Source organism: Pseudomonas sp. PGPPP4 (genome assembly GCF_002256045.1).
In the GTDB taxonomy this organism is placed as follows: domain Bacteria; phylum Pseudomonadota; class Gammaproteobacteria; order Pseudomonadales; family Pseudomonadaceae; genus Chryseomonas; species Chryseomonas oryzihabitans.
The window spans coordinates 124,150-142,952 of record NZ_NKID01000012.1 but is presented as its reverse complement, the minus strand read 5'-3'; the positions used below and the strand labels follow the sequence as shown (position 1 = coordinate 142,952).

Here is an 18,803-nt window from a genome sequence, read left to right as displayed (position 1 = left end):
CTTGGGCGCCGCCATGCGCAAACTGCTGCAGATTGCCTATGGCGTGCTCAAGACGCAGCGACCTTATCAACCACGACAGGCCCTTTAGAGGACCTGTTGTGATTGGTGGGAGAGATGGTATCTACGGTCTATTGCCGCCCTGGCTGCGATAAGACAGTAGCTCCTACGAAAGCTTCATTCCCCGCAGGAGTGGCCGCATCTGCGGGCCGCATGGGCGCAATAATCCTTCAGGCATAAAAAAGCCGACCGGCTCGGCGCCGGTCGGCTCTTGTCCACCCGCAGCGGCTTAGACGCCCAGGTAGTCGAGGATGCCCTCGGCGGCGTTGCGACCTTCGAAGATGGCGGTCACCACCAGGTCGGAGCCGCGCACCATGTCGCCACCGGCAAAGATCTTCGGGTTGCTGGTCTGGTGCTTGAACTCGTGCAGCCCCGGCGCGACCACGCGGCCCTGGCTGTCGAGGTCGATGCCGAATTGCTCGAACCAGGGCGCCGGGCTCGGCCGGAAACCGAAGGCAATGACCACCGCATCGGCCGGCAGGATCTCTTCGGAACCGGGGATCGGCTCGGGACTGCGACGACCGCGGGCATCGGGCTCGCCCAGACGGGTCTCCACCACCTTGACGCCTTCCACCCGGTCTTCGCCGATGATGGCGATGGGCTGGCGGTTGAAGAGGAACTTCACGCCCTCTTCCTTGGCGTTCTTCACTTCCTTGCGCGAGCCCGGCATGTTGGCGGCGTCGCGGCGGTAGGCGCAGGTCACGCTCTTGGCGCCCTGGCGAATGGAGGTGCGGTTGCAGTCCATGGCGGTGTCACCACCCCCCAGGACCACCACGCGCTTGCCTTTCATGTCGACGAAGTCGGCCGCATCCTTTTCGAAGCCCAGGTTGCGATTGACGTTGGCCACCAGGAAATCCAGGGCGTCATGCACGCCCGGCAGGTCTTCGCCGGGGAAGCCGCCCTTCATGTAGGTGTAGGTGCCCATGCCCAGGAAGACCGCATCGAATTCCTCGAGCAGTTGGTCCATGGTCACGTCCTTGCCCACCTCGGTATTGAGGCGGAATTCCACGCCCATCCCGCCGAAGACCTCGCGACGGCGGCTGAGCACGGTCTTTTCCAGCTTGAACTCGGGGATACCAAAGGTCAGCAGGCCGCCGATCTCGGGGTGCTTGTCGAACACCACCGGGGTCACGCCATTGCGCACCAGGATGTCGGCACAACCCAGGCCGGCCGGACCGGCACCGATGACGGCGACGCGCTTGCCGGTCGGCTTGACCTTGGACATGTCCGGGCGCCAGCCCATGGCGAAGGCGGTGTCGGTGATGTACTTCTCCACCGAACCGATGGTCACCGCGCCGAAACCGTCGTTGAGGGTACAGGCACCCTCGCAGAGGCGATCCTGCGGGCAGACCCGGCCACAGACCTCGGGCAGGGTGTTGGTCTGGTGCGACAGCTCCGCCGCCGCCAGGATGTTGCCTTCGGACACCAGCTTGAGCCAGTTGGGAATGAAGTTGTGCACCGGGCACTTCCATTCGCAATAGGGGTTGCCGCAACCCAGGCAGCGGTGCGCCTGCTCGGCAGCCTGCTGCGGCTTGAAGGGATCGTGGATCTCGACGAATTCCTTCTTGCGCTGGCGCAGCAGCTTCTTCTTCGGATCCTTGCGACCGACCTCGATGAACTGGAAGTCGTTGTTCAGACGTTCAGCCATTTCCAAACCTCTTGAAGCGACGCCCTTTTCTGCCGGGCGCCACGAGCTATCACGGTGAAACCGGCGCCCTGGGGAGCCGGCATCGAAGTCGTTATTCCGGACGGGCGCGGGTGCTGACCAGCAGCGACGCCAGGCTTGCGGCCTTGGGCTTCACCAGCCAGAACTTGCGCAGGTAGTCGTCCAGGTTTTCATGGAGATGGCTGCCCCAGGCACTGCCGGTCTCGCGCACGTATTCGGCCAGCACCCCTTCCAGGTGGCTGCGATAGGCTTCCATGGCTTCGCTGTTGATGCGCTGGATTTCCACCAGCTCGTGGTTGACCCGGTCATAGAAGCCGTTGTCCAGATCCAGCACATAGGCGAAGCCGCCGGTCATGCCCGAGCCGAAGTTGTAGCCGGTCTTGCCCAGGACGCAGACGAAGCCGCCGGTCATGTATTCGCAGCAGTGGTCGCCAGTGCCTTCCACCACGGTGTGGGCCCCGGAGTTGCGCACCCCGAAGCGCTCACCGGCGGTGCCGGCGGCGAACAGCTTGCCACCAGTGGCGCCATAGAGGCAGGTGTTGCCGATGATGGCCGATTCCTGGCTCTTGAAGCCCGCGCCCTGCGGCGGAGTGATGACCAGCTTGCCGCCGGTCATGCCCTTGCCCACGTAGTCGTTGGCGTCGCCTTCCAGATACAGATGCAGGCCGCCGGCGTTCCAGACGCCGAAGCTCTGGCCGGCGGTACCCTTGAAACGGAAGGTCAGCGGCGCCTTGACCATGCCCTGGTTGCCGTGGCGCCGGGCGATCTCGCCGGAGACCCGGGCGCCGATGGAGCGGTCGCAGTTGCCGATGCTCAGGCTGAACTCACCGCCTTCGAGCTTTTCGATCCCTGGCAGCGACAGGCGCACCATTTCCTCGGCCAGCAGACCCTGGTCGAACGGCGGGTTCTTTTCCACCTGGCAGTATTGCGGCTTCTCGGCCGGAATGTGATCGCTTCCCAGCAGCGGGGTGAGATCCAGGTGCTGCTGCTTGGCGGTCTCGCCCGGCAGGATTTCCAGCAGGTCGGTACGGCCGATCAGCTCGCCCAGGCTGCGCACGCCCAGCCTGGCCAGCCACTCGCGGGTTTCCTCGGCGATGAAGGTGAAGAAATTCATCACCATCTCCACCGTGCCGATGAAGTGTTCCTTGCGCAGCCGGTCGTTCTGGGTGGCGACGCCGGTAGCGCAGTTGTTCAGGTGGCAGATACGCAGGTACTTGCAGCCCAGAGCGATCATCGGCGCGGTGCCGAAGCCGAAGCTCTCGGCGCCGAGGATGGCCGCCTTGATCACGTCCAGACCGGTCTTCAGGCCGCCGTCGGTCTGCACCCGCACCTTGCCGCGCAGGTCGTTGCCCCTCAGGGTCTGGTGCGCCTCGGCCAGGCCCAGCTCCCAGGGCGAGCCGGCGTACTTGATGGAGGTCACCGGCGAAGCGCCGGTACCGCCGTCGTAGCCGGAGATGGTGATGAGGTCGGCATAGGCCTTGGCCACACCGGCGGCCACCGTACCCACCCCGGGCTCGGAGACCAGCTTGACCGACACCAGCGCCTTGGGATTGACCTGCTTGAGGTCGAAGATCAGCTGCGACAGGTCTTCGATGGAATAGATGTCGTGGTGCGGCGGCGGCGAGATCAGGGTCACGCCGGGCACCGCATAGCGCAGCTTGGCGATCAGGCCGTTAACCTTGCCGCCCGGCAGCTGGCCGCCCTCGCCCGGCTTGGCGCCCTGCGCCACCTTGATCTGCAAGACCTCGGCGTTGACCAGGTACTCGGGGGTCACGCCGAAGCGGCCGGTGGCCACCTGCTTGATCTTGGAGCTCTTGATGGTGCCGTAGCGCGCCGGATCCTCGCCACCCTCGCCGGAGTTGGAGCGCCCGCCCAGGCGGTTCATGGCCTCGGCCAGGGCCTCGTGGGCCTCCGGCGACAGGGCGCCCAGGGAGATGCCGGCAGCGTCGAAGCGGGTGAAGATGTTGGCCAGCGGCTCGACCTCTTCCAGGGCCAGGGGCTGGTCGCTGGTCTTGACCTTGAGCAGGTCGCGGATCATGGCCACCGGACGCTGGTCCACCAGCGCGGTGTATTCGCGGAACTTGGCGTAGTCGCCCTGTTGCACGGCGGCCTGCAGCAGATTGACCACGTCCGGGTTGTAGGCGTGGTACTCGCCGCCATAGACGAACTTGAGCAGGCCACCCGGCTGGATCGGCTTGCGGTTGTTCCAGGCTTCGCCGGCCAGCAGCTTCTGCTCGGCTTCCAGGTCGACGAAGCGCGCACCCTTGATGCGGCTGGTGACGCCGGGGAAGCAGAGGTCGGTGACCTCGTCCGCCAGGCCCACGGCCTCGAACAGCTGGGCGCCGCGGTAGGAGGCGACGGTGGAGATGCCCATCTTGGAGATCACCTTGAGCAGGCCCTTGGTGATGCCCTTGCGGTAGTACTTGAACACCTCGTAGAGATCGCCCAGCACCTCGCCGGTGCGGATCAGATCGCCCAGCACCTCGTAGGCCAGGAACGGATAGACCGCGGTCGCACCAAAGCCCAGCAGCACGGCGAAGTGGTGCGGATCGCGGGCGGTGGCGGTCTCCACCAGGATGTTGCTGCTGGTGCGCAGGCCCAGGTTGACCAGGTGGTGGTGCACGGCGCCGGTGGCCAGCACCGCGTGTACCGGCAGCTTGCCCGGCTCGATGTGGCGGTCGGTCAGCACCAGCAATACCTTGCCGGCGCGCACGGCCTCCTCGGCCTGCTCGACGATGTTGCGCAGCGCCGCCTCGAGGCCCATGGACTCGGGGTAGTTGAGGTCGATCTTGACATGCTCGAAGCCGGGCTTGGGCATGTTGAGAATGGTCCGCCACTTGGCCGGCGAGACCACCGGGCTGCTCAGGATGGCGCGATCGGCGTGCTCGGCGGTTTCCTCGAAGACGTTGCGCTCGGCGCCCAGGCAGGTCTCCAGGGACATGACGATGGACTCGCGCAGCGGGTCGATCGGCGGGTTGGTGACCTGGGCGAATTGCTGGCGGAAATAGTCGTAGGGCGAACGGATGCGCCGCGACAGCACCGCCATCGGGGTATCGTCGCCCATCGAGCCCACGGCTTCCTGGCCCTGCTCGCCCAGCGGGCGCAAGACCTGGTCACGCTCCTCGAAGGTGACCTGGAACATTTTCATGTACTGGCGCAGCTGATCCTGGTCGTAGAAGGCCGAACCGTGATCGTTGTCGTCCAGGGTCGCCTGGATGCGCATGGCGTTCTTGCGCAGCCACTGCTTGTAGGGATGGCGCGCCTTGAGGCGATTGTCGATGTCGTCGGTCTGCAGCACCTCGCCGGTCTCGGTGTCCACGGCGAGGATCTGGCCCGGGCCGACCCGGCCCTTGGCGATGACGTCGTCGGGCTGGTAGTTCCAGACGCCGACTTCCGAAGCCAGGGTGATGTAGCCGTTCTTGGTGGTCACCCAGCGCGCCGGGCGCAGGCCGTTGCGGTCGAGCAGACAGACCGCGTAGCGGCCTTCGGTCAGCACCACGCCGGCCGGACCGTCCCAGGGCTCCATGTGCATGGAGTTGAATTCGTAGAAGGCGCGCAGATCGGCGTCCATGGTCTCGACGTTCTGCCAGGCCGGCGGAATGATCATGCGCACGGCGCGGAACAGGTCCATGCCGCCGGTCACCAGCAGTTCCAGCATGTTGTCCATGCTGGAGGAGTCGGAACCGACGCGGTTGACCAGCGGACCGAGCTGGTCGAGATCGGGGATCAGTTCGTTGACGAACTTGGTTCGCCGCGCCTGGGCCCAGTTGCGGTTGCCGGTGATGGTGTTGATCTCGCCGTTGTGAGCGAGATAGCGGAAGGGCTGCGCCAGCGGCCACTTCGGCAGGGTGTTGGTGGAGAAGCGCTGGTGGAACACGCAGATGGCGGTGGCCAGGCGCGGATCGCCGAGGTCCGGATAGAAGGCGGCGAGATCCGCCGGCATCATCAGGCCCTTGTAGACGATGACCCGCGACGACAGGCTGCAGATGTAGTGCTCGGCGTCCTCGGCATTGCGTACCGAGGAACGGCGGCGGGCGGAGAACAGCTTGACCCCGAACTGCTGATCGTCGAGACCGGGACCGGCGACGAACACCTGCTCGATGCGCGGCAGGCGGGCCAGGGCCAGTTCGCCCAGCACCGAGGTGTCGATGGGCACCTTGCGCCAGCCGACCAGGGTCAAGCCGGCGGCCTCGATCTCCAGGTTCATGTTGGCGCGGGCCTGTTCGGCGCGGGCCTCGTCCTGGTTGAAGAACACCACGCCGGCGGCGTACTGCTCGGGCAACTCGGCGCCGAATTGCTCCTGGGCGATGGCGCGCAGGAAGGCGTCCGGCTTCTGCATGAGCAGACCGCAACCGTCACCGGTCTTGCCGTCCGCGTTGATACCGCCCCGGTGGGTCATGCAGGTCAGGGCTTCGATGGCCGTTTCCAGCAGGTCGTGGCTGGGCTCGCCCTGCATATGGGCGATCAGGCCGAAGCCGCAGTTGTCCTTGAAGCTATCGGGATTGAACAGGCCTGCTTTCATAGCGCTCTCACCGGCAATCAGGTTATTGCGAAGGCATCACAAAACGGTCCGCTTGTTTGAACTTTTTTCGGACAGTCAAAGGCTGACCAGTGTAGCGAAAAAATCGCTTACGACAAACACTGATGACACCTGATGAAAATTCGATGACGCAAAACAGAAAGCCCCGGCGTCACTCTCGTGATAGCACCGGGGCTTTCTTTTCGTGCCAGGCAAGAATCAGCGACTGGTGGCGATGTCCTGCTGGATGCTGGCGAAGGTCCGCGGCCAGGGCTTGCTGGCCTGTACCTTGGCCGGCAACTGCTTGACTGCCGCCTCGGCCGCCGCCCGATTGGCGAAGTTGCCGTAGGTCACCACATAGAGCGCCTTGCCCTGGTAGCTCTTCTTGAAATAGCGGAAGTTGCCACTGTCGGCCTGGGCGGCGATAAAGTCCTGCGCGGCCTTCTCGTTGCTGGTGCCCACCACCTGCAAGGCGTACTTGCTGCCCGCCTGACTGCCGTACCAGCCCGCCGCAGCGCCACCGGCGTGCGCAGGGGCGGCAGCCGGGGCCGGCTTGGCCGGTGCCGGCGCGGGGGTAGGCGCAGGTACGGTATGCCGGGGCGCCGGAGCGGCCACGGCCGGCACGCTGGGCGCTGGCGTGCGTGCCGGCGTCCGGCTGGGCAGTTCGTCCTCGTCACTGATGGGCGGGGCGTCGGTGGTCACGGTGGGCGGCACGCCACCCGCGCCCATGTCGTTGCCGGCAGCGGTACCAGCCTGACGCCCACCCGCCGCTTCCGCCAGGGGTTCGCGGATGACCGGCTGCGACTCGCCCACCAGCGGCAGGGGTAGCGGCTTGGAAGAGCCATCGAACTGGATGGGCGCCCCCTGGGCGTCCTTGCCGGCGGACGCGGTGTTCTGGCCGCCCATGGGCAGGTCCTGCCCGGCCGTGCCGGTCGCGGGGGTTTCGCTCTTGCCGCCCTTGAGCGACAGCGCCGCAGCGCCCACTGCCAGCACCACCACCCCGAGAATGACCAGATGCTTGCGCGGCAGCGCCGCCAGCAGATTGCGCGAGCCCTTCGCCGGAGCGGCGGCCTTCTTGCGCCGGGCGGTCATGCCGGCCACCAGGACATCCCGGGCTTCTTCGTTGAGCCGACCGGGCCAGCCGCCGGAGCGCTGGTGAATGGTCGCGAGTTGCTCGTCGGTAAAGATCTCCAGACCCTGACCGGCACCTTCCAGACGCTGGGCGAGATATTCCTCGGCCTCGCTTTCGCTGTAGGGCAGCAATTCGATGGCGTGATAGCGCTCTTCGCCCTGGGCGATGTCTTCCAGGCGCATCACCACTTCCGCCTCGCCGAACAGGAAGACGTGCAGACGCTCCTTTTCGCCACCCCCGGCCAGCTCCAGCAGGGCTTCCAGGGCGGGGGTGGCCAGCGCCTCGGCGTCATCCACCAGGATGTAGACCTCCTGCCCCGCCAGGCGCACTTCCGCCGCCTGCGCGAGAATGGCCGCCGGCGTCTGGCTGTCGGCGCCCACGCCCTTGGCGACCTGGGCCAGCACGGTGCGGGCGTCGCCGCCGTTCTGCGCGGAAATCACCACGCAGTGCACGGCTTCCTTCTTGGTGCTGGCCGCCAGTGCCTGGCGCAGCAAGGTCTTGCCGCTACCCTCGGGACCGCTGACCACCAGCAATAGCTGGCTGTAGCGGGCCAGGTGATGCAACTGACCCAGCACCGGCTTGCGCTGCGCCGGAAAGAATTTGAAACCGGGAACGCGGGCGGCGAACGGGTCGTGAGTGAACTGATAGTGACCGAGGAAGGCTTCGTCGGCGTGCAGATTGGACATGGGACTCTCTTGTTCTCCTTACTGGGCGGTCAGCGCTTGGTAATCGGTACGCAGCGTCTGCTCGAGAATGTCGCGGGCGAAGTCGGCGGTCACCACGGCCTGGCCCAGGTCACTGAGCAGTACCAGCCGGAGTTGTCCATCCAGGACCTTCTTGTCCACCGCCATGAGGCGTTCGAAATCGGCCGGTTGCATGTCGGCCGGGGGTACCACGGGAAGCCCCGCCCGGACCAGCAGGCGCAGGGCGCGGTCGCGCTGGGCGGCCGTGAGCCAGCCCAGCAGCAGGGACATCTGCAGCGCCATGACCATGCCGGCGGAAACCGCTTCGCCGTGCAGCCAGACGCCATAGCCCTGGTGGGTCTCGATGGCGTGACCGAAGGTATGCCCCAGGTTGAGGATCGCCCGCAGGCCCGACTCGCGCTCGTCGCTGCCGACCACCTGGGCCTTGGCCGCGCAGGAACGCTCGATGGCTTCGGTGAGTGCCTGCTGGTCCAGCGCCAGCAGCGCCTCGACATGCTCCTCGAGCCAGCCGAGGAAGGGCTCGTCGCAGATCAGACCGTACTTGATGACCTCGGCCAGACCCGCCGACAGTTCCCGCGCCGGCAGGGTCGCCAGGCTGGCGGTGTCGATGACCACGGCCTTGGGCTGGTAGAAGGCGCCGATCATGTTCTTGCCCAGCGGGTGGTTGATGCCGGTCTTGCCGCCCACCGAGGAATCGACCTGGGACAACAGCGTGGTCGGCACCTGGATGAAGTCCACCCCGCGCTGATAGCAGGCCGCGGCGAACCCGCCCATGTCGCCGACCACCCCGCCACCGAGGGCGATGAGGGTGGTCTTGCGATCATGGCGATCCCGCAGCAGACCGTCGAAGATCAGCTGCAGGGTTTCCCAGTTCTTGTGCGCCTCGCCATCGGGCAGCACGATCGAGCTGACCGGGCGATCGCCCAGGGTGCGCAGCAGGCGCTCCAGATAGAGCGGCGCGATGGTCTCGTTGGTGACGATCGCCACCTTGCGCCCGGCGAGATGGGGCAGGAAGCATTCCGGCTGATCCAGAAGGCCCTGGCCGATGTAGATCGGGTAGCTGCGCTCACCGAGCTCGACGTGAAGAGTCCGCATGCCGTCACCTTGATTCAAAGGGCGCCTAGCATAGCGCAGAACGCCTGCGGCTTTAATGCGGTGCCAGGGCTTTCAGACGGTCGAGTATCTGCAGCACGACCAGCCGGGGCGGCCGCTCGTCGGTCTCGATGATGATGTCGGCGATCTCGCGGTACAGCGGATCGCGCATGGCCATGAGCGTGCGCAGCACCGCCGCGGGATCGGCGGTCTGCAGGAGCGGGCGATTGCGATCGCGGGAGGTGCGCTCGATCTGCTGCTCAATGGAGGCATGCAGATAGATGACCCGCCCACCGCGCTTGAGCGCCTGGCGATTGTCCTCGCGCAGCACGGCGCCACCGCCGGTGGCCATCACCAGGCCGTTTTCTGCGCACAGCTCGGCGATCGCGGCGCGTTCGCGCTCGCGAAAGCCCTGCTCGCCTTCCACATCGAAGATCCAGGGGATGTCGGCACCGGTACGTTCTTCGATTACCTTGTCGGAATCCTTGAACGGCAGCCGCAATTCCTTCGCCAGGAGCCGGCCGATGGTGCTCTTGCCCGAGCCCATCGGTCCTACGAGAAACAGATTACGCACTTATGTCATCGACCAACCGCTATCGCCTGGTTGTTCATGATACGCGGCGTGAGGAAGATCAGCAGCTCGACTTTGCTGTCGGTGACCGAATCCCGGCGGAACAGTCGGCCGACATAGGGAATGTCGCCCAGCATCGGCACCTTGGTGGTGGACTTGGTCTGGGTATTGGAGAACACCCCGCCCAGCACGATGGTCTCGCCATCGCTCACCAGTACCTTGGCATTGACCTCGTTCTTGCTGATCGGCGGCACGCCGTTGAGGGCGTTCTGGTAGTCAGGGGCATCCTTGTTGACCTTGACCTCCATAATGATGCGGTTGTCCGGGGTGATCTGCGGTGTGACCTCCAGCGACAGGGCGGCCTGCTTGAAGCTGGTGCTGGTGGCACCGCTGGAGCTGGCTTCCTGGTAGGGGATCTCGGTACCGCGCAGGATCTTGGCGGTCTCCTTGTCCGAGGTCACCACCTTGGGCTGGGAGATGATCTCGCCATTGCCGCTGGACTGCAGGGCCGACAGCTGCAGGTCGAGCATCTTGCCACCGACCATGAAGCCGATGCCGATACCCGAGGTGCTGCCGGAAACGCCCATGTCGACGAAAGGCGTGGGCGCGACGCCGTTGGTCGAGGTGAAGTTACCCACGGTACTGGTACCCGGCAGGAAGGCCTGACCGGTAGTGGGGTCGACCGTGGTGGCCCCGTCCTTGCCATAGACCGCGAAGTTGCCCGAACTGGCGTTCCCGCCCCAGCGCACGCCCAGCTGCTTGCTGTAGTCGACGTTGGCCTCCACCAGCCGCGCCTCGATCATCACCTGGCGCACCGGAATGTCCAGCTGCGAGACGATGCGCCGCAGTTCGTCCAGGCGATTCTGGGTCTGGTAGGCAATGATGCTGTTGGTGCGCTCGTCCACCGAGATGGAGCCGCGCTCGTCGGCGGTCTTGTCGGCACTGGTCACCGACTGGAACAGCTTGGCGATGTCGGCGGCCTTGGCGTAGTTGACCTGGATCAGGTCGCGACGCAAGGGGGCCAGTTGCTGGATCTGCTTCTGGGACTCCAGCTCCTGACGCTCGCGGGCGGCGATCTCGTCGGCCGGGGCCACCAGCAGCACGTTGCCGATCTGGCGCTTGTCGAGGCCCTTGGTCTTGAGGATCAGGTCCAGCGCCTGGTCCCAGGGCACGTTCTGCAGGCGCAGGGTGATGTTGCCCTGTACGGTGTCGCTCGCCACCAGGTTGAGATTGGTGAAGTCGGCGATCAGCTGCAGCACCGAGCGGACATCGATGTCCTGGAAGTTCAGCGACAGCTTCTCGCCGGTATAAGTGAAGCGATCGGCTGCGCGCTTTTCCTTTTCCTCGGTGGTGAGCGGCTTGACGCTCAGGGTCAGACGGTTGTTGGTCTGGTAGGCCAGGTAGTCGTAGGTACCGGTCGGCTCGATGACGATGGACGCCCCGCTGCTATCAGCGGAGGCGTTGACGAACTGCACCGGAGTGGCGAAGTCCTTGACGTCCAGCCGTACTCGCAGCTCTTCGGGCAGCTGGGTACCGGCAAAGGTCAGGCGAATCTTGCCGCCCTGCTCCTGGATGTCCGGATTGATGCCGGTCTCGCTCAGGTCGATGACCACATTGCCCTCGCCCTGGGGCCCCCGTTGGAAATCGATATGGCGGATCGCCTTGCCGCGCAATTGCGGCCGCGGCGCGGTCATGGCCGCCACGCTAGAGGTGGCCTGGGTCGGCGGCAGCGGCGTGCGGGCGACCGCGCCGGGCAAGGGAGCGGACGACGGCGCGGTCACGGTGGTCGGCGCTGCCGCGCGCGGCAGGTTGGGCGTCAGGTTGGCCTGGGCACTGGCGGTCTGGCGACCGGCGGTGCCCCCGATGGTGACGAATAGGTTGCGACCGTCGGCCCGGGTGTCGTAGCTGGCCAGATTGGTGAGATTGATGATCAGGCGGGTGCGGTTGCCCGCCTCGACCACCGTCACGCTGCGGGCATTGCCATTGCCCAGCTCACGGCTCTTGGTACCGAGTTTGTTGGCGACCCCGGGCAGGTCCAGGGCGATGCGCGCCGGCTGCTCGATGGTGTAGCCCTTGGGCACCGGCACCGGCTGATCGAAGGTCAGCTTGAGTTCGATGCGATCCCCGGGCAGGGAGGCGACGTTCAAGGCCTGCAGATCGGCTGCCAGAGCCTGGCCGGCCAGGCTGCCCAGCAGCAGGGCCAGGCCCAGTCCCAGTCGTCCCGCGATAGTAGTGTTCACAGTGCTCGCCCCGCCCATTTAAGTCTTTTCCTTCAAGGTGATGGTGCGCGGCCGTTCCAGCCAGCCACCCTCGCCATCCGGGACGATTTCGATCACGTCGATCTCGCCATCGGTAATCTTGGTGATGCGTCCGTCATTGCGCCCCAGGTAGTCGCCCACCTTGACGCGATGCACGCCCCCGGCGCCGTTGACCAGCGCATAGCGGCCACTGGCATTGGCCAGGATGCCGACCATGCTGAAGGTCTCGATGTTGAAGCCTTCGAGAAACTGCTTGGGCCGATTCACGTCCGGCTTGATGTTGCCGGTTCCGCGCTGGCGCACCGTCGGATCGATGCGTACCGGTGCCTGGAAGGGGCTGCGCAGGGCGGCTGCCGCATAGGTGAAGGGTTCGTAGGCGCGAAACTGCGGCAGCGGCTCGATGGAACCGCGCGGCTTGGCGCGGGTTTCGTCCATGAAGGCCTGCAGATCGCTGGTATCGCTGGAACCGCAGCCGACCAGCACGCCGGTCAGCAGACAAAGCAACAGGGGCGTCCTCATTTGCCGAGCCCCTTGTCGTTGTAGCGATAGGTCTTGGCCAGGACATTCATGCGCAACTTGCCGCCGCCTCCGGAGACCGTGCCGCCGCCATTGGCGTTTCTGTCGTCCACCGGCTTGAGGTCGAAGTCGTGCAGGGTGACGATGCGCGGCAGGCTGGACACGCTGCTGACGAAGGTCGCCAAGTCATGATAGCTGCCCACCACGGTGATCTGGATCGGCAACTCGACATAGAACTGCTGGGTGACCTCGGGCAGCAGCTTGATCTGCTCGAACTCAAGACCGCTGCCGAGACCGGTGCGGGTGATGTCTTCCAGCAGCGCCGGCACCTCGGTGTCGCCGGGCAGTTGCCGCAGCAGGGCACCGAAGGATTCCTCCATCTCCACCATCTGCTGCTTGTAGGCATCCAGATTGGCCGCCTGGAAGGCCTTGCTGGCGTATTGCTGCTTGAGGGTCTCTTCCTGGTTGCGCTGGCTGTCCAGCTGGGCCTGCATGTCGCTGAGGTGGAACTGATAGCCGAGCAGCAGCACCACCAGCACGATCAGCAGGCAGGCGATGACCTTGACCGGCTTGGGCCAGGAACCGAGGTTCTCTAGGCTGAGTTCGTTGATGTCGACCTTGCGCAGGCTGGCCAGGGAATCGGCGAGACTCATGGTTTGCCTCCCTGGGCGAGCGGGGCCGGTGCCGCAGGGGCGCCGGGCTGGGTCTGCTTGACGGTGAGCTGGAAGGTGTTGGCCTGGTCCACCGCACCCGCGGTGGTGGCCTTGACCTCGATCAGCGTAGGCGAAGCGAACCAGTCCGAGGCATCCAGGTTACGCATCAGGTTGGAGACCCGGTTGTTGGATTCCGCCTCGCCACTAATCGACAGGGTGTCACCCTGCATCTTCAGCTCGCGGAAGTAGACGCCGTCCGGCAGCGTCCGCACCAGTTGATCGAAGACATGGCCGATGACCGGGCGGTTGCCCTGCAGGTCCTGGATGATCTTCATCCGCGCCAGCAGTTGCTGACGACGGGTCTTGAGTTCGCTGATTTCCTTGATGCGCACGTCCAGCTGGGCGATGTTCTGCTGGATGAAGGCATTGCGCGCCTCCTGGCGGGCGATCTCGCCGGACAGGTACTGATCACCGAGAAACACGGCGCCACAGGAGAGCACGAAGATGCCAGCCAGGATCACCAGGAACTGCTTGCGCCTTTCTTCGCGCAGCTGCTCCCGCCAGGGCAAGAGGTTGATGCGGGCCATCTAGTCGAAACTCCTCATGGCCAGGCCGCAGGCGATCATCAGCGCCGGGGCGTCACCCGCCAGGGCCGCCGCGTTGACCTTGTTGCTGACGGTCATGTCGGCGAAGGGATTGGCCAGGACCGTGGGGGTGCCGATTTTCTGCTGGATCAAGCGGTCGAGTCCGGAAATTGACGCGGTTCCTCCAGCAAGCAAGATGTAGTCCACATCATTGTATTGCCCGGCGGCGAAAAAGAACTGCAGCGAACGCGCCACCTGTTGCACCACCGCCTCGCGGAAGGGCGTCAGCACCTCGCTCTGGTAGTCGTCCGGCAGCCCGCCCTGCTTCTTGGCCAGACCGGCCTCTTCCACCGACAGGCCGTAGCGACGCTGGATCTCTTCGGTGAGCTGGCGACCGCCAAACAGCTGTTCGCGGGTGTAGATGGTCTTGCCGTTGTGCAGCACGCTCAGGGTGGTCATGGTGGCGCCGATGTCGACCACCGCCACGGTCAGGTCGTCGACGTGACCGCCAAGCTGATTGGCCAGCAGCTGGTAGGCGCGCTCCAGGGCATAGGCCTCGACGTCGACCACCTTGGCCGAGACGCCGGCCAGCGCCAGGGCCGCTTCGCGGACCTCGACGTTTTCCTTCCGGCAGGCGGCCAGCAGCACCTCGACGCGCTCGGCGTTGCGCGGCGACGGTCCCTGCACCTCGAAGTCGATGGCGACCTCGTCCAGTGGATAGGGAATGTACTGGTCGGCCTCCAGCTTGATCTGGTTTTCCAGCTCGTCGTCGGTCAGACCGGCGTCCATCTCGATGGTCTTGGCGATCACCGCCGAGCCGGAGACGGCCACGGCAGCGCTGCGCGCGGAGGTGCGCGCCTTGACCAGCACCCGGCCGATGGCCAGGCCCACGCCTTCGAGTTCGGCGATGTTCTTCTCGACCACGGCATTGGCCGGCAGGGGTTCGACCGCATAGGCCTCCACCCGGTAGCGCCCGCCTGCACGGCTCAACTCGATGAGTTTCACGGATGTCGAACTGACGTCGATACCCAGCAGCGTATTCGCCTTCTTTCTGAATAGCCCTAGCACATCAGTTCCCTATGAGCGACGGTGGTCTTCCGCGGACGGGCATTAGATAACAGACTTGACACCCGAGCAAATAGCGGCCAACCGCCAAACGCGCCTATAATGGCGACGCCGTGTAGGCTGACCCTCACCTGTCGCCCTTTCCTTCTTTCCATTCGAAAAGTCTCTTGATGCGTGTTCTGAAATTTTTCTGGTGGTCGTTGGTCGCCCTGGTCTGCAGCCTTTTGCTGGGTCTCAGCGGTGCCTTCCTCTACCTCAGCCCCAGCCTGCCCTCCATCGACGCCCTGCGAAACGTGCAACTGCAGATCCCTCTGCGGGTGTACAGCGCGGACGGCAAACTCATCGCCGAATTCGGTGAAATGCGCCGCTCGCCGCTGCGGTTCAACGAGATACCGCCCGATTTCATCCATGCCCTGCTCTCCGCCGAGGATGACAACTTCGCCAATCACTATGGCGTGGATGTGAAAAGCCTGGCGCGAGCGGTGAGCCAGCTGGTCAAGACCGGACACATCCAGACCGGCGGCAGCACCATCACCATGCAGGTCGCCAAGAACTACTTCCTGACCAGCGAACGCAGCTTCTCGCGCAAATTCACCGAGATCCTCCTGGCGCTGCAAATCGAGCGCCAACTGACCAAGGACGAGATCCTCGAGCTCTACGTCAACAAGATCTACCTGGGCAACCGCGCCTACGGCATCGAGGCCGCCGCCCAGGTCTACTATGGCAAGTCCATCAAGGACCTGACCGTTGCCCAGATGGCGATGATCGCCGGTCTGCCCAAGGCGCCGTCGCGTTACAACCCGGTCGCTAATCCTGAGCGTAGCCTGGAAAGACGCAATTGGATTCTCGAACGCATGTTCAAGCTCGGTTATATCGATCAGGCGGCCTACCAGGCCGGCATCGCCGAGCCGCTCGAGGCCTATCACCACGTCGCCATTCCCGAGCTCAACGCCCCCTACATCGCCGAGATGGCGCGGGCGGAAATGGTCGGCCGCTATGGCGGTGACGCCTATACCGATGGCTACCAGGTCTATACCACCATCGACAGCCGGCTGCAGACGGACGCCTTCGAGGCCGTGCGCGACGGCCTGACCGACTACGACCGCCGCCATGGCTACCGCGGGCCCGAGGCCCAGTGGCCCAACCGCAGCCGGGCCGAGTGGACCGCACTGATCCAGAAGCAGCGCATCGTCGGCGGCCAGGATCCGGCCATCGTCACCCAGGTGGAAAAGAGCGGCATCCTGGTCCTGACCCGCGATGGCAAGGAAGAGGCGGTCTCCTGGGATTCGATGAAGTGGGCCCGCCCCTACCTCAGCGCCAACAGCCTGGGGCCGCGGCCGAACGGTCCGGCCGACGTGGTCAAGGTCGGCGACCTGATCCGGGTGCAGCGCCAGGACGATGGCAGCCTGAAGTTCTCGCAGATCCCCAAGGCGCAGAGCGCCCTGGTCTCCCTCGACCCCCAGGATGGCGCCATCCGTGCTCTGATCGGTGGCTTCTCCTTCGAGCAGAGCAACTACAACCGCGCGACCCAGGCCCGCCGCCAGCCCGGCTCCAGCTTCAAGCCGTTCATCTACAGCGCGGCCCTGGAAAAGGGCTTCACCGCCGCCAGCCTGGTCAACGATGCGCCCATCGTCTTCATGGACGAGAATCCCGACGAAGCCTGGCGACCAAAGAACGACAACAACACCTTCCTCGGCCCCATCCGCCTGCGCGAGGCGCTGTATCGCTCGCGCAACCTGGTGTCCATCCGGGTGCTGCAGGCCATCGGCATCGACTATGCGCTGGACTACGTCAGTCGCTTCGGCTTCGAGCGCGACCAGTTGCCGCGCAACCTGTCCCTCGCTCTCGGCACCCCGGGCCTGACGCCGCTGGAAGTCGCCACCGGCTGGTCGGTGTTCGCCAACGAGGGTTACAAGGTGACCCCCTACGTGGTCGATCACGTGACCGATCGCGACGGCAAGGTGGTCTATCGCACTGCCGCGCCGCGGGTGCCCCAGCAGGCGCAGGCCAAGGCTGCCCCGGGCGTCGAGGTCACGCCGGCGGCCGATACCGCCGCGGCCGATCCGGCCAATCCGGCGCCGGTGTTCGCGCCCCAGGTCATCGACCCGCGCAACGCCTTCATCATGAACAGCATGCTGCAGGACGTGATCAAGCGCGGCACTGGGCGCAAGGCGCTGGAACTGGGTCGCAACGACCTGGCCGGCAAGACCGGTACCACCAACGAATCCAAGGACACCTGGTTCTCCGGCTACAACGGCGACTACGTGACCACGGTCTGGGCCGGCTTCGATCAGCCCGAGACCCTGGGTCGCCAGGAATTCGGTGGCACCGTGGCCCTGCCGATCTGGATGAGCTACATGGGCGCGGCGCTCAAGGACAAGCCGCCGCATCAGCTCAAGGAACCGGAAGGCATCGTCTCCATCCGCGTGGACCCCACCACCGGTCGCGCTGCGCCGCCCGGCACGCCCAACGCCTACTTCGAGCTGTTCAAGAGCGAGGACACCCCGCCGAGTCTGGACGAGCTGCCGCCTGGCGTGGCGCCCGGCACACCGCTACCCTCCAGCGAAACTGTGCCCATGGACATCTTCTGATCTCCAGCCAATAAAAAACCCCGCCGCGGCGGGGTTTTTTTATTGCTTCGGACCTTACTTGGCGAAGACGTCATCCACGGACTTCAGCGGATAGTTCGCCGGATAGGGCAGCGTGGCCACGCCGGTCTCGATGGCGGCCTTGGCCACGGCATCGGATACCAGGGTGATCAGGCGCGCGTCCATCGGCTTGGGAATGATGTACTCGCGACCAAAGCTCAGGCTGTCGACGTTGTAGGCCGCGCAGACTTCCTTGGGCACCGGCAGCTTGGCCAGGTCACGCAGGGCCAGGGCGGCGGCGATCTTCATCTCTTCGTTGATGACCCGGGCGCGCACGTCCAGGGCACCGCGGAAGATGAAGGGGAAGCCGAGGACGTTGTTGACCTGGTTCGGGTAGTCGGAACGACCGGTGGCCATGATCACGTCGTCGCGGGTGGCGTGGGCCAGCTCGGGGGTGATTTCCGGATCAGGATTGGAGCAGGCGAAGACGATGGGGTTGGCCGCCATGCGCTTGAGGCCTTCGGCCGACAGCAGGTTGGGGCCGGACAGACCGACGAAGACGTCGGCACCCTCGAGGGCGTCGTCCAGGGTGCGCTTGCTGGTCTCGGTGGCAAAGGTCGCCTTGTACTGGTTCAGGTCGTTGCGGCCGCTGTGGACTACGCCCTGACGGTCGATCATGTAGATGTTCTCGACCTTGGCGCCCATGCTGGCCAGGAGGCGCATGCAGGAGATGGCGGCGGCGCCGGCACCCAGGCAGACGATTTTGGCGTCTTCCAGGCGCTTGCCGGCGATTTCCAAGGCGTTGAGCATGCCGGCAGCGGTGACGATGGCGGTGCCGTGCTGGTCATCGTGGAACACCGGGATGTCGCACTGCTCGATCAGGGCGCGCTCGATCTCGAAGCACTCGGGCGCCTTGATGTCTTCTAGGTTGATGCCACCGAAGGTGATGGAGATGCGCTTGACGGTGTCGATGAAGGCCTGGGGGCTCTCGGCGTCCACCTCGATGTCGAAGACGTCCACACCGGCGAAGCGCTTGAACAGCACACCCTTGCCTTCCATCACCGGTTTGGAGGCCAGCGGGCCGAGGTTGCCCAGGCCGAGGATGGCGGTACCGTCGGAGATCACGGCGACCAGGTTGCCCTTGCCGGTGTAGCGATAGGCCAGTTCGGGATCGCGACCGATCTCGCGGACCGGTTCGGCGACGCCGGGGCTGTAGGCCAGGGACAGGTCGCGGGCGGTCGCGGTGGGCTTGGTCAGCTCGACGCTGAGTTTGCCGGGGCGCGGCTGGGCGTGGTATTCGAGGGCAGCGGTTTTGAGATCAGACATTATTGGTATATCCGCGTGGTGTGGGTCTTGGGTCGGGCGAGAATACGCAAAGACTCAAGGTGCCACAAGCAA

Annotated in this window: 12 protein-coding genes; 1 reads left to right on the top strand and 11 read right to left on the bottom strand. The window is 65.2% G+C overall.

Translation table 11 applies throughout. From position 1 onward, the window contains the following. Positions 1–286 precede the first annotated feature (286 nt). From CFE50_RS19615 to CFE50_RS19570, 10 genes are all read right to left on the bottom strand, one after another. The gene (locus CFE50_RS19615; RefSeq protein WP_027598906.1) at positions 287–1,705 is read right to left on the bottom strand and encodes a glutamate synthase small subunit GltD family protein; all 1,419 of its coding nucleotides are present in this window, start codon (positions 1,703–1,705) and stop codon (positions 287–289) included. Positions 1,706–1,796: 91 nt separating this feature from the next. Then, positions 1,797–6,245, bottom strand: a complete 4,449-nt coding sequence (gltB, locus tag CFE50_RS19610; protein WP_027602910.1) for a glutamate synthase large subunit — start codon at positions 6,243–6,245, stop codon at positions 1,797–1,799. Positions 6,246–6,461: 216 nt separating this feature from the next. After that, positions 6,462–8,060 (bottom strand): AAA family ATPase, encoded by a 1,599-nt coding sequence (locus CFE50_RS19605; RefSeq protein WP_286736903.1) that lies wholly within the window; start codon positions 8,058–8,060, stop codon positions 6,462–6,464. Between the two features lie 18 nt (positions 8,061–8,078). Further along, entirely contained in the window at positions 8,079–9,173 is a 1,095-nt protein-coding gene (gene aroB, locus CFE50_RS19600; protein WP_286736900.1) for a 3-dehydroquinate synthase, read from the bottom strand. 52 nt (positions 9,174–9,225) lie between these two features. Further along, positions 9,226–9,744 carry a shikimate kinase AroK gene (gene aroK, locus CFE50_RS19595; RefSeq protein ID WP_007161627.1) on the bottom strand — a complete coding sequence of 173 codons (519 nt, stop codon included), beginning with the start codon at positions 9,742–9,744 and terminating at the stop codon, positions 9,226–9,228. Positions 9,745–9,749: 5 nt separating this feature from the next. Beyond that, positions 9,750–11,999, bottom strand: coding sequence for a type IV pilus secretin PilQ (locus CFE50_RS19590; RefSeq protein WP_502694719.1), 2,250 nt, complete (start codon positions 11,997–11,999; stop codon positions 9,750–9,752). Continuing rightward, the gene (locus tag CFE50_RS19585) at positions 12,000–12,518 is read right to left on the bottom strand and encodes a pilus assembly protein PilP (RefSeq protein ID WP_026083837.1); all 519 of its coding nucleotides are present in this window, start codon (positions 12,516–12,518) and stop codon (positions 12,000–12,002) included. Next, positions 12,515–13,168, bottom strand: coding sequence for a type 4a pilus biogenesis protein PilO (gene pilO / locus CFE50_RS19580; protein ID WP_027602906.1), 654 nt, complete (start codon positions 13,166–13,168; stop codon positions 12,515–12,517). The genes CFE50_RS19585 and pilO overlap by 4 nt, the downstream gene beginning before the upstream one ends. Next, positions 13,165–13,755: a PilN domain-containing protein gene (locus CFE50_RS19575; protein ID WP_058791504.1), complete on the bottom strand. Its 591-nt coding sequence runs from the start codon at positions 13,753–13,755 to the stop codon at positions 13,165–13,167. Before CFE50_RS19575 ends, pilO begins: the two co-directional genes overlap by 4 nt. Further along, a complete protein-coding gene (locus CFE50_RS19570; RefSeq protein WP_027598915.1) occupies positions 13,756–14,820 on the bottom strand; it encodes a pilus assembly protein PilM in 1,065 nt (354 codons plus the stop codon). A gap of 167 nt (positions 14,821–14,987) precedes the next feature. On the opposite strand from CFE50_RS19570, the gene CFE50_RS19565 reads away from it, so the two are divergent. After that, complete coding sequence (locus CFE50_RS19565) at positions 14,988–17,408, top strand: penicillin-binding protein 1A (RefSeq protein WP_286736893.1); 2,421 nt, start codon at positions 14,988–14,990, stop codon at positions 17,406–17,408. A 54-nt stretch (positions 17,409–17,462) separates the two neighbouring features. On the opposite strand, the gene CFE50_RS19560 is transcribed toward CFE50_RS19565, so the two are convergent. After that, complete coding sequence (locus tag CFE50_RS19560; protein ID WP_286736891.1) at positions 17,463–18,731, bottom strand: malic enzyme-like NAD(P)-binding protein; 1,269 nt, start codon at positions 18,729–18,731, stop codon at positions 17,463–17,465. Positions 18,732–18,803: the final 72 nt, after the last annotated feature.

Bases quoted from the DNA above. Each gene is read 5' to 3' on its own strand.
- CFE50_RS19590 (WP_502694719.1), bottom strand. From the start codon at position 11,999: ATGGGCGGGGCGAGCACTGTGAACACTACTATCGCGGGACGACTGGGA.
- CFE50_RS19565 (WP_286736893.1), top strand. From the start codon at position 14,988: ATGCGTGTTCTGAAATTTTTCTGGTGGTCGTTGGTCGCCCTGGTCTGC.
- CFE50_RS19585 (WP_026083837.1), bottom strand. From the start codon at position 12,518: ATGAGGACGCCCCTGTTGCTTTGTCTGCTGACCGGCGTGCTGGTCGGC.
- gltB (WP_027602910.1), bottom strand. From the start codon at position 6,245: ATGAAAGCAGGCCTGTTCAATCCCGATAGCTTCAAGGACAACTGCGGC.
- aroB (WP_286736900.1), bottom strand. From the start codon at position 9,173: ATGCGGACTCTTCACGTCGAGCTCGGTGAGCGCAGCTACCCGATCTAC.
- pilO (WP_027602906.1), bottom strand. From the start codon at position 13,168: ATGAGTCTCGCCGATTCCCTGGCCAGCCTGCGCAAGGTCGACATCAAC.
- CFE50_RS19605 (WP_286736903.1), bottom strand. From the start codon at position 8,060: ATGTCCAATCTGCACGCCGACGAAGCCTTCCTCGGTCACTATCAGTTC.
- CFE50_RS19615 (WP_027598906.1), bottom strand. From the start codon at position 1,705: ATGGCTGAACGTCTGAACAACGACTTCCAGTTCATCGAGGTCGGTCGC.
- CFE50_RS19575 (WP_058791504.1), bottom strand. From the start codon at position 13,755: ATGGCCCGCATCAACCTCTTGCCCTGGCGGGAGCAGCTGCGCGAAGAA.
- CFE50_RS19560 (WP_286736891.1), bottom strand. From the start codon at position 18,731: ATGTCTGATCTCAAAACCGCTGCCCTCGAATACCACGCCCAGCCGCGC.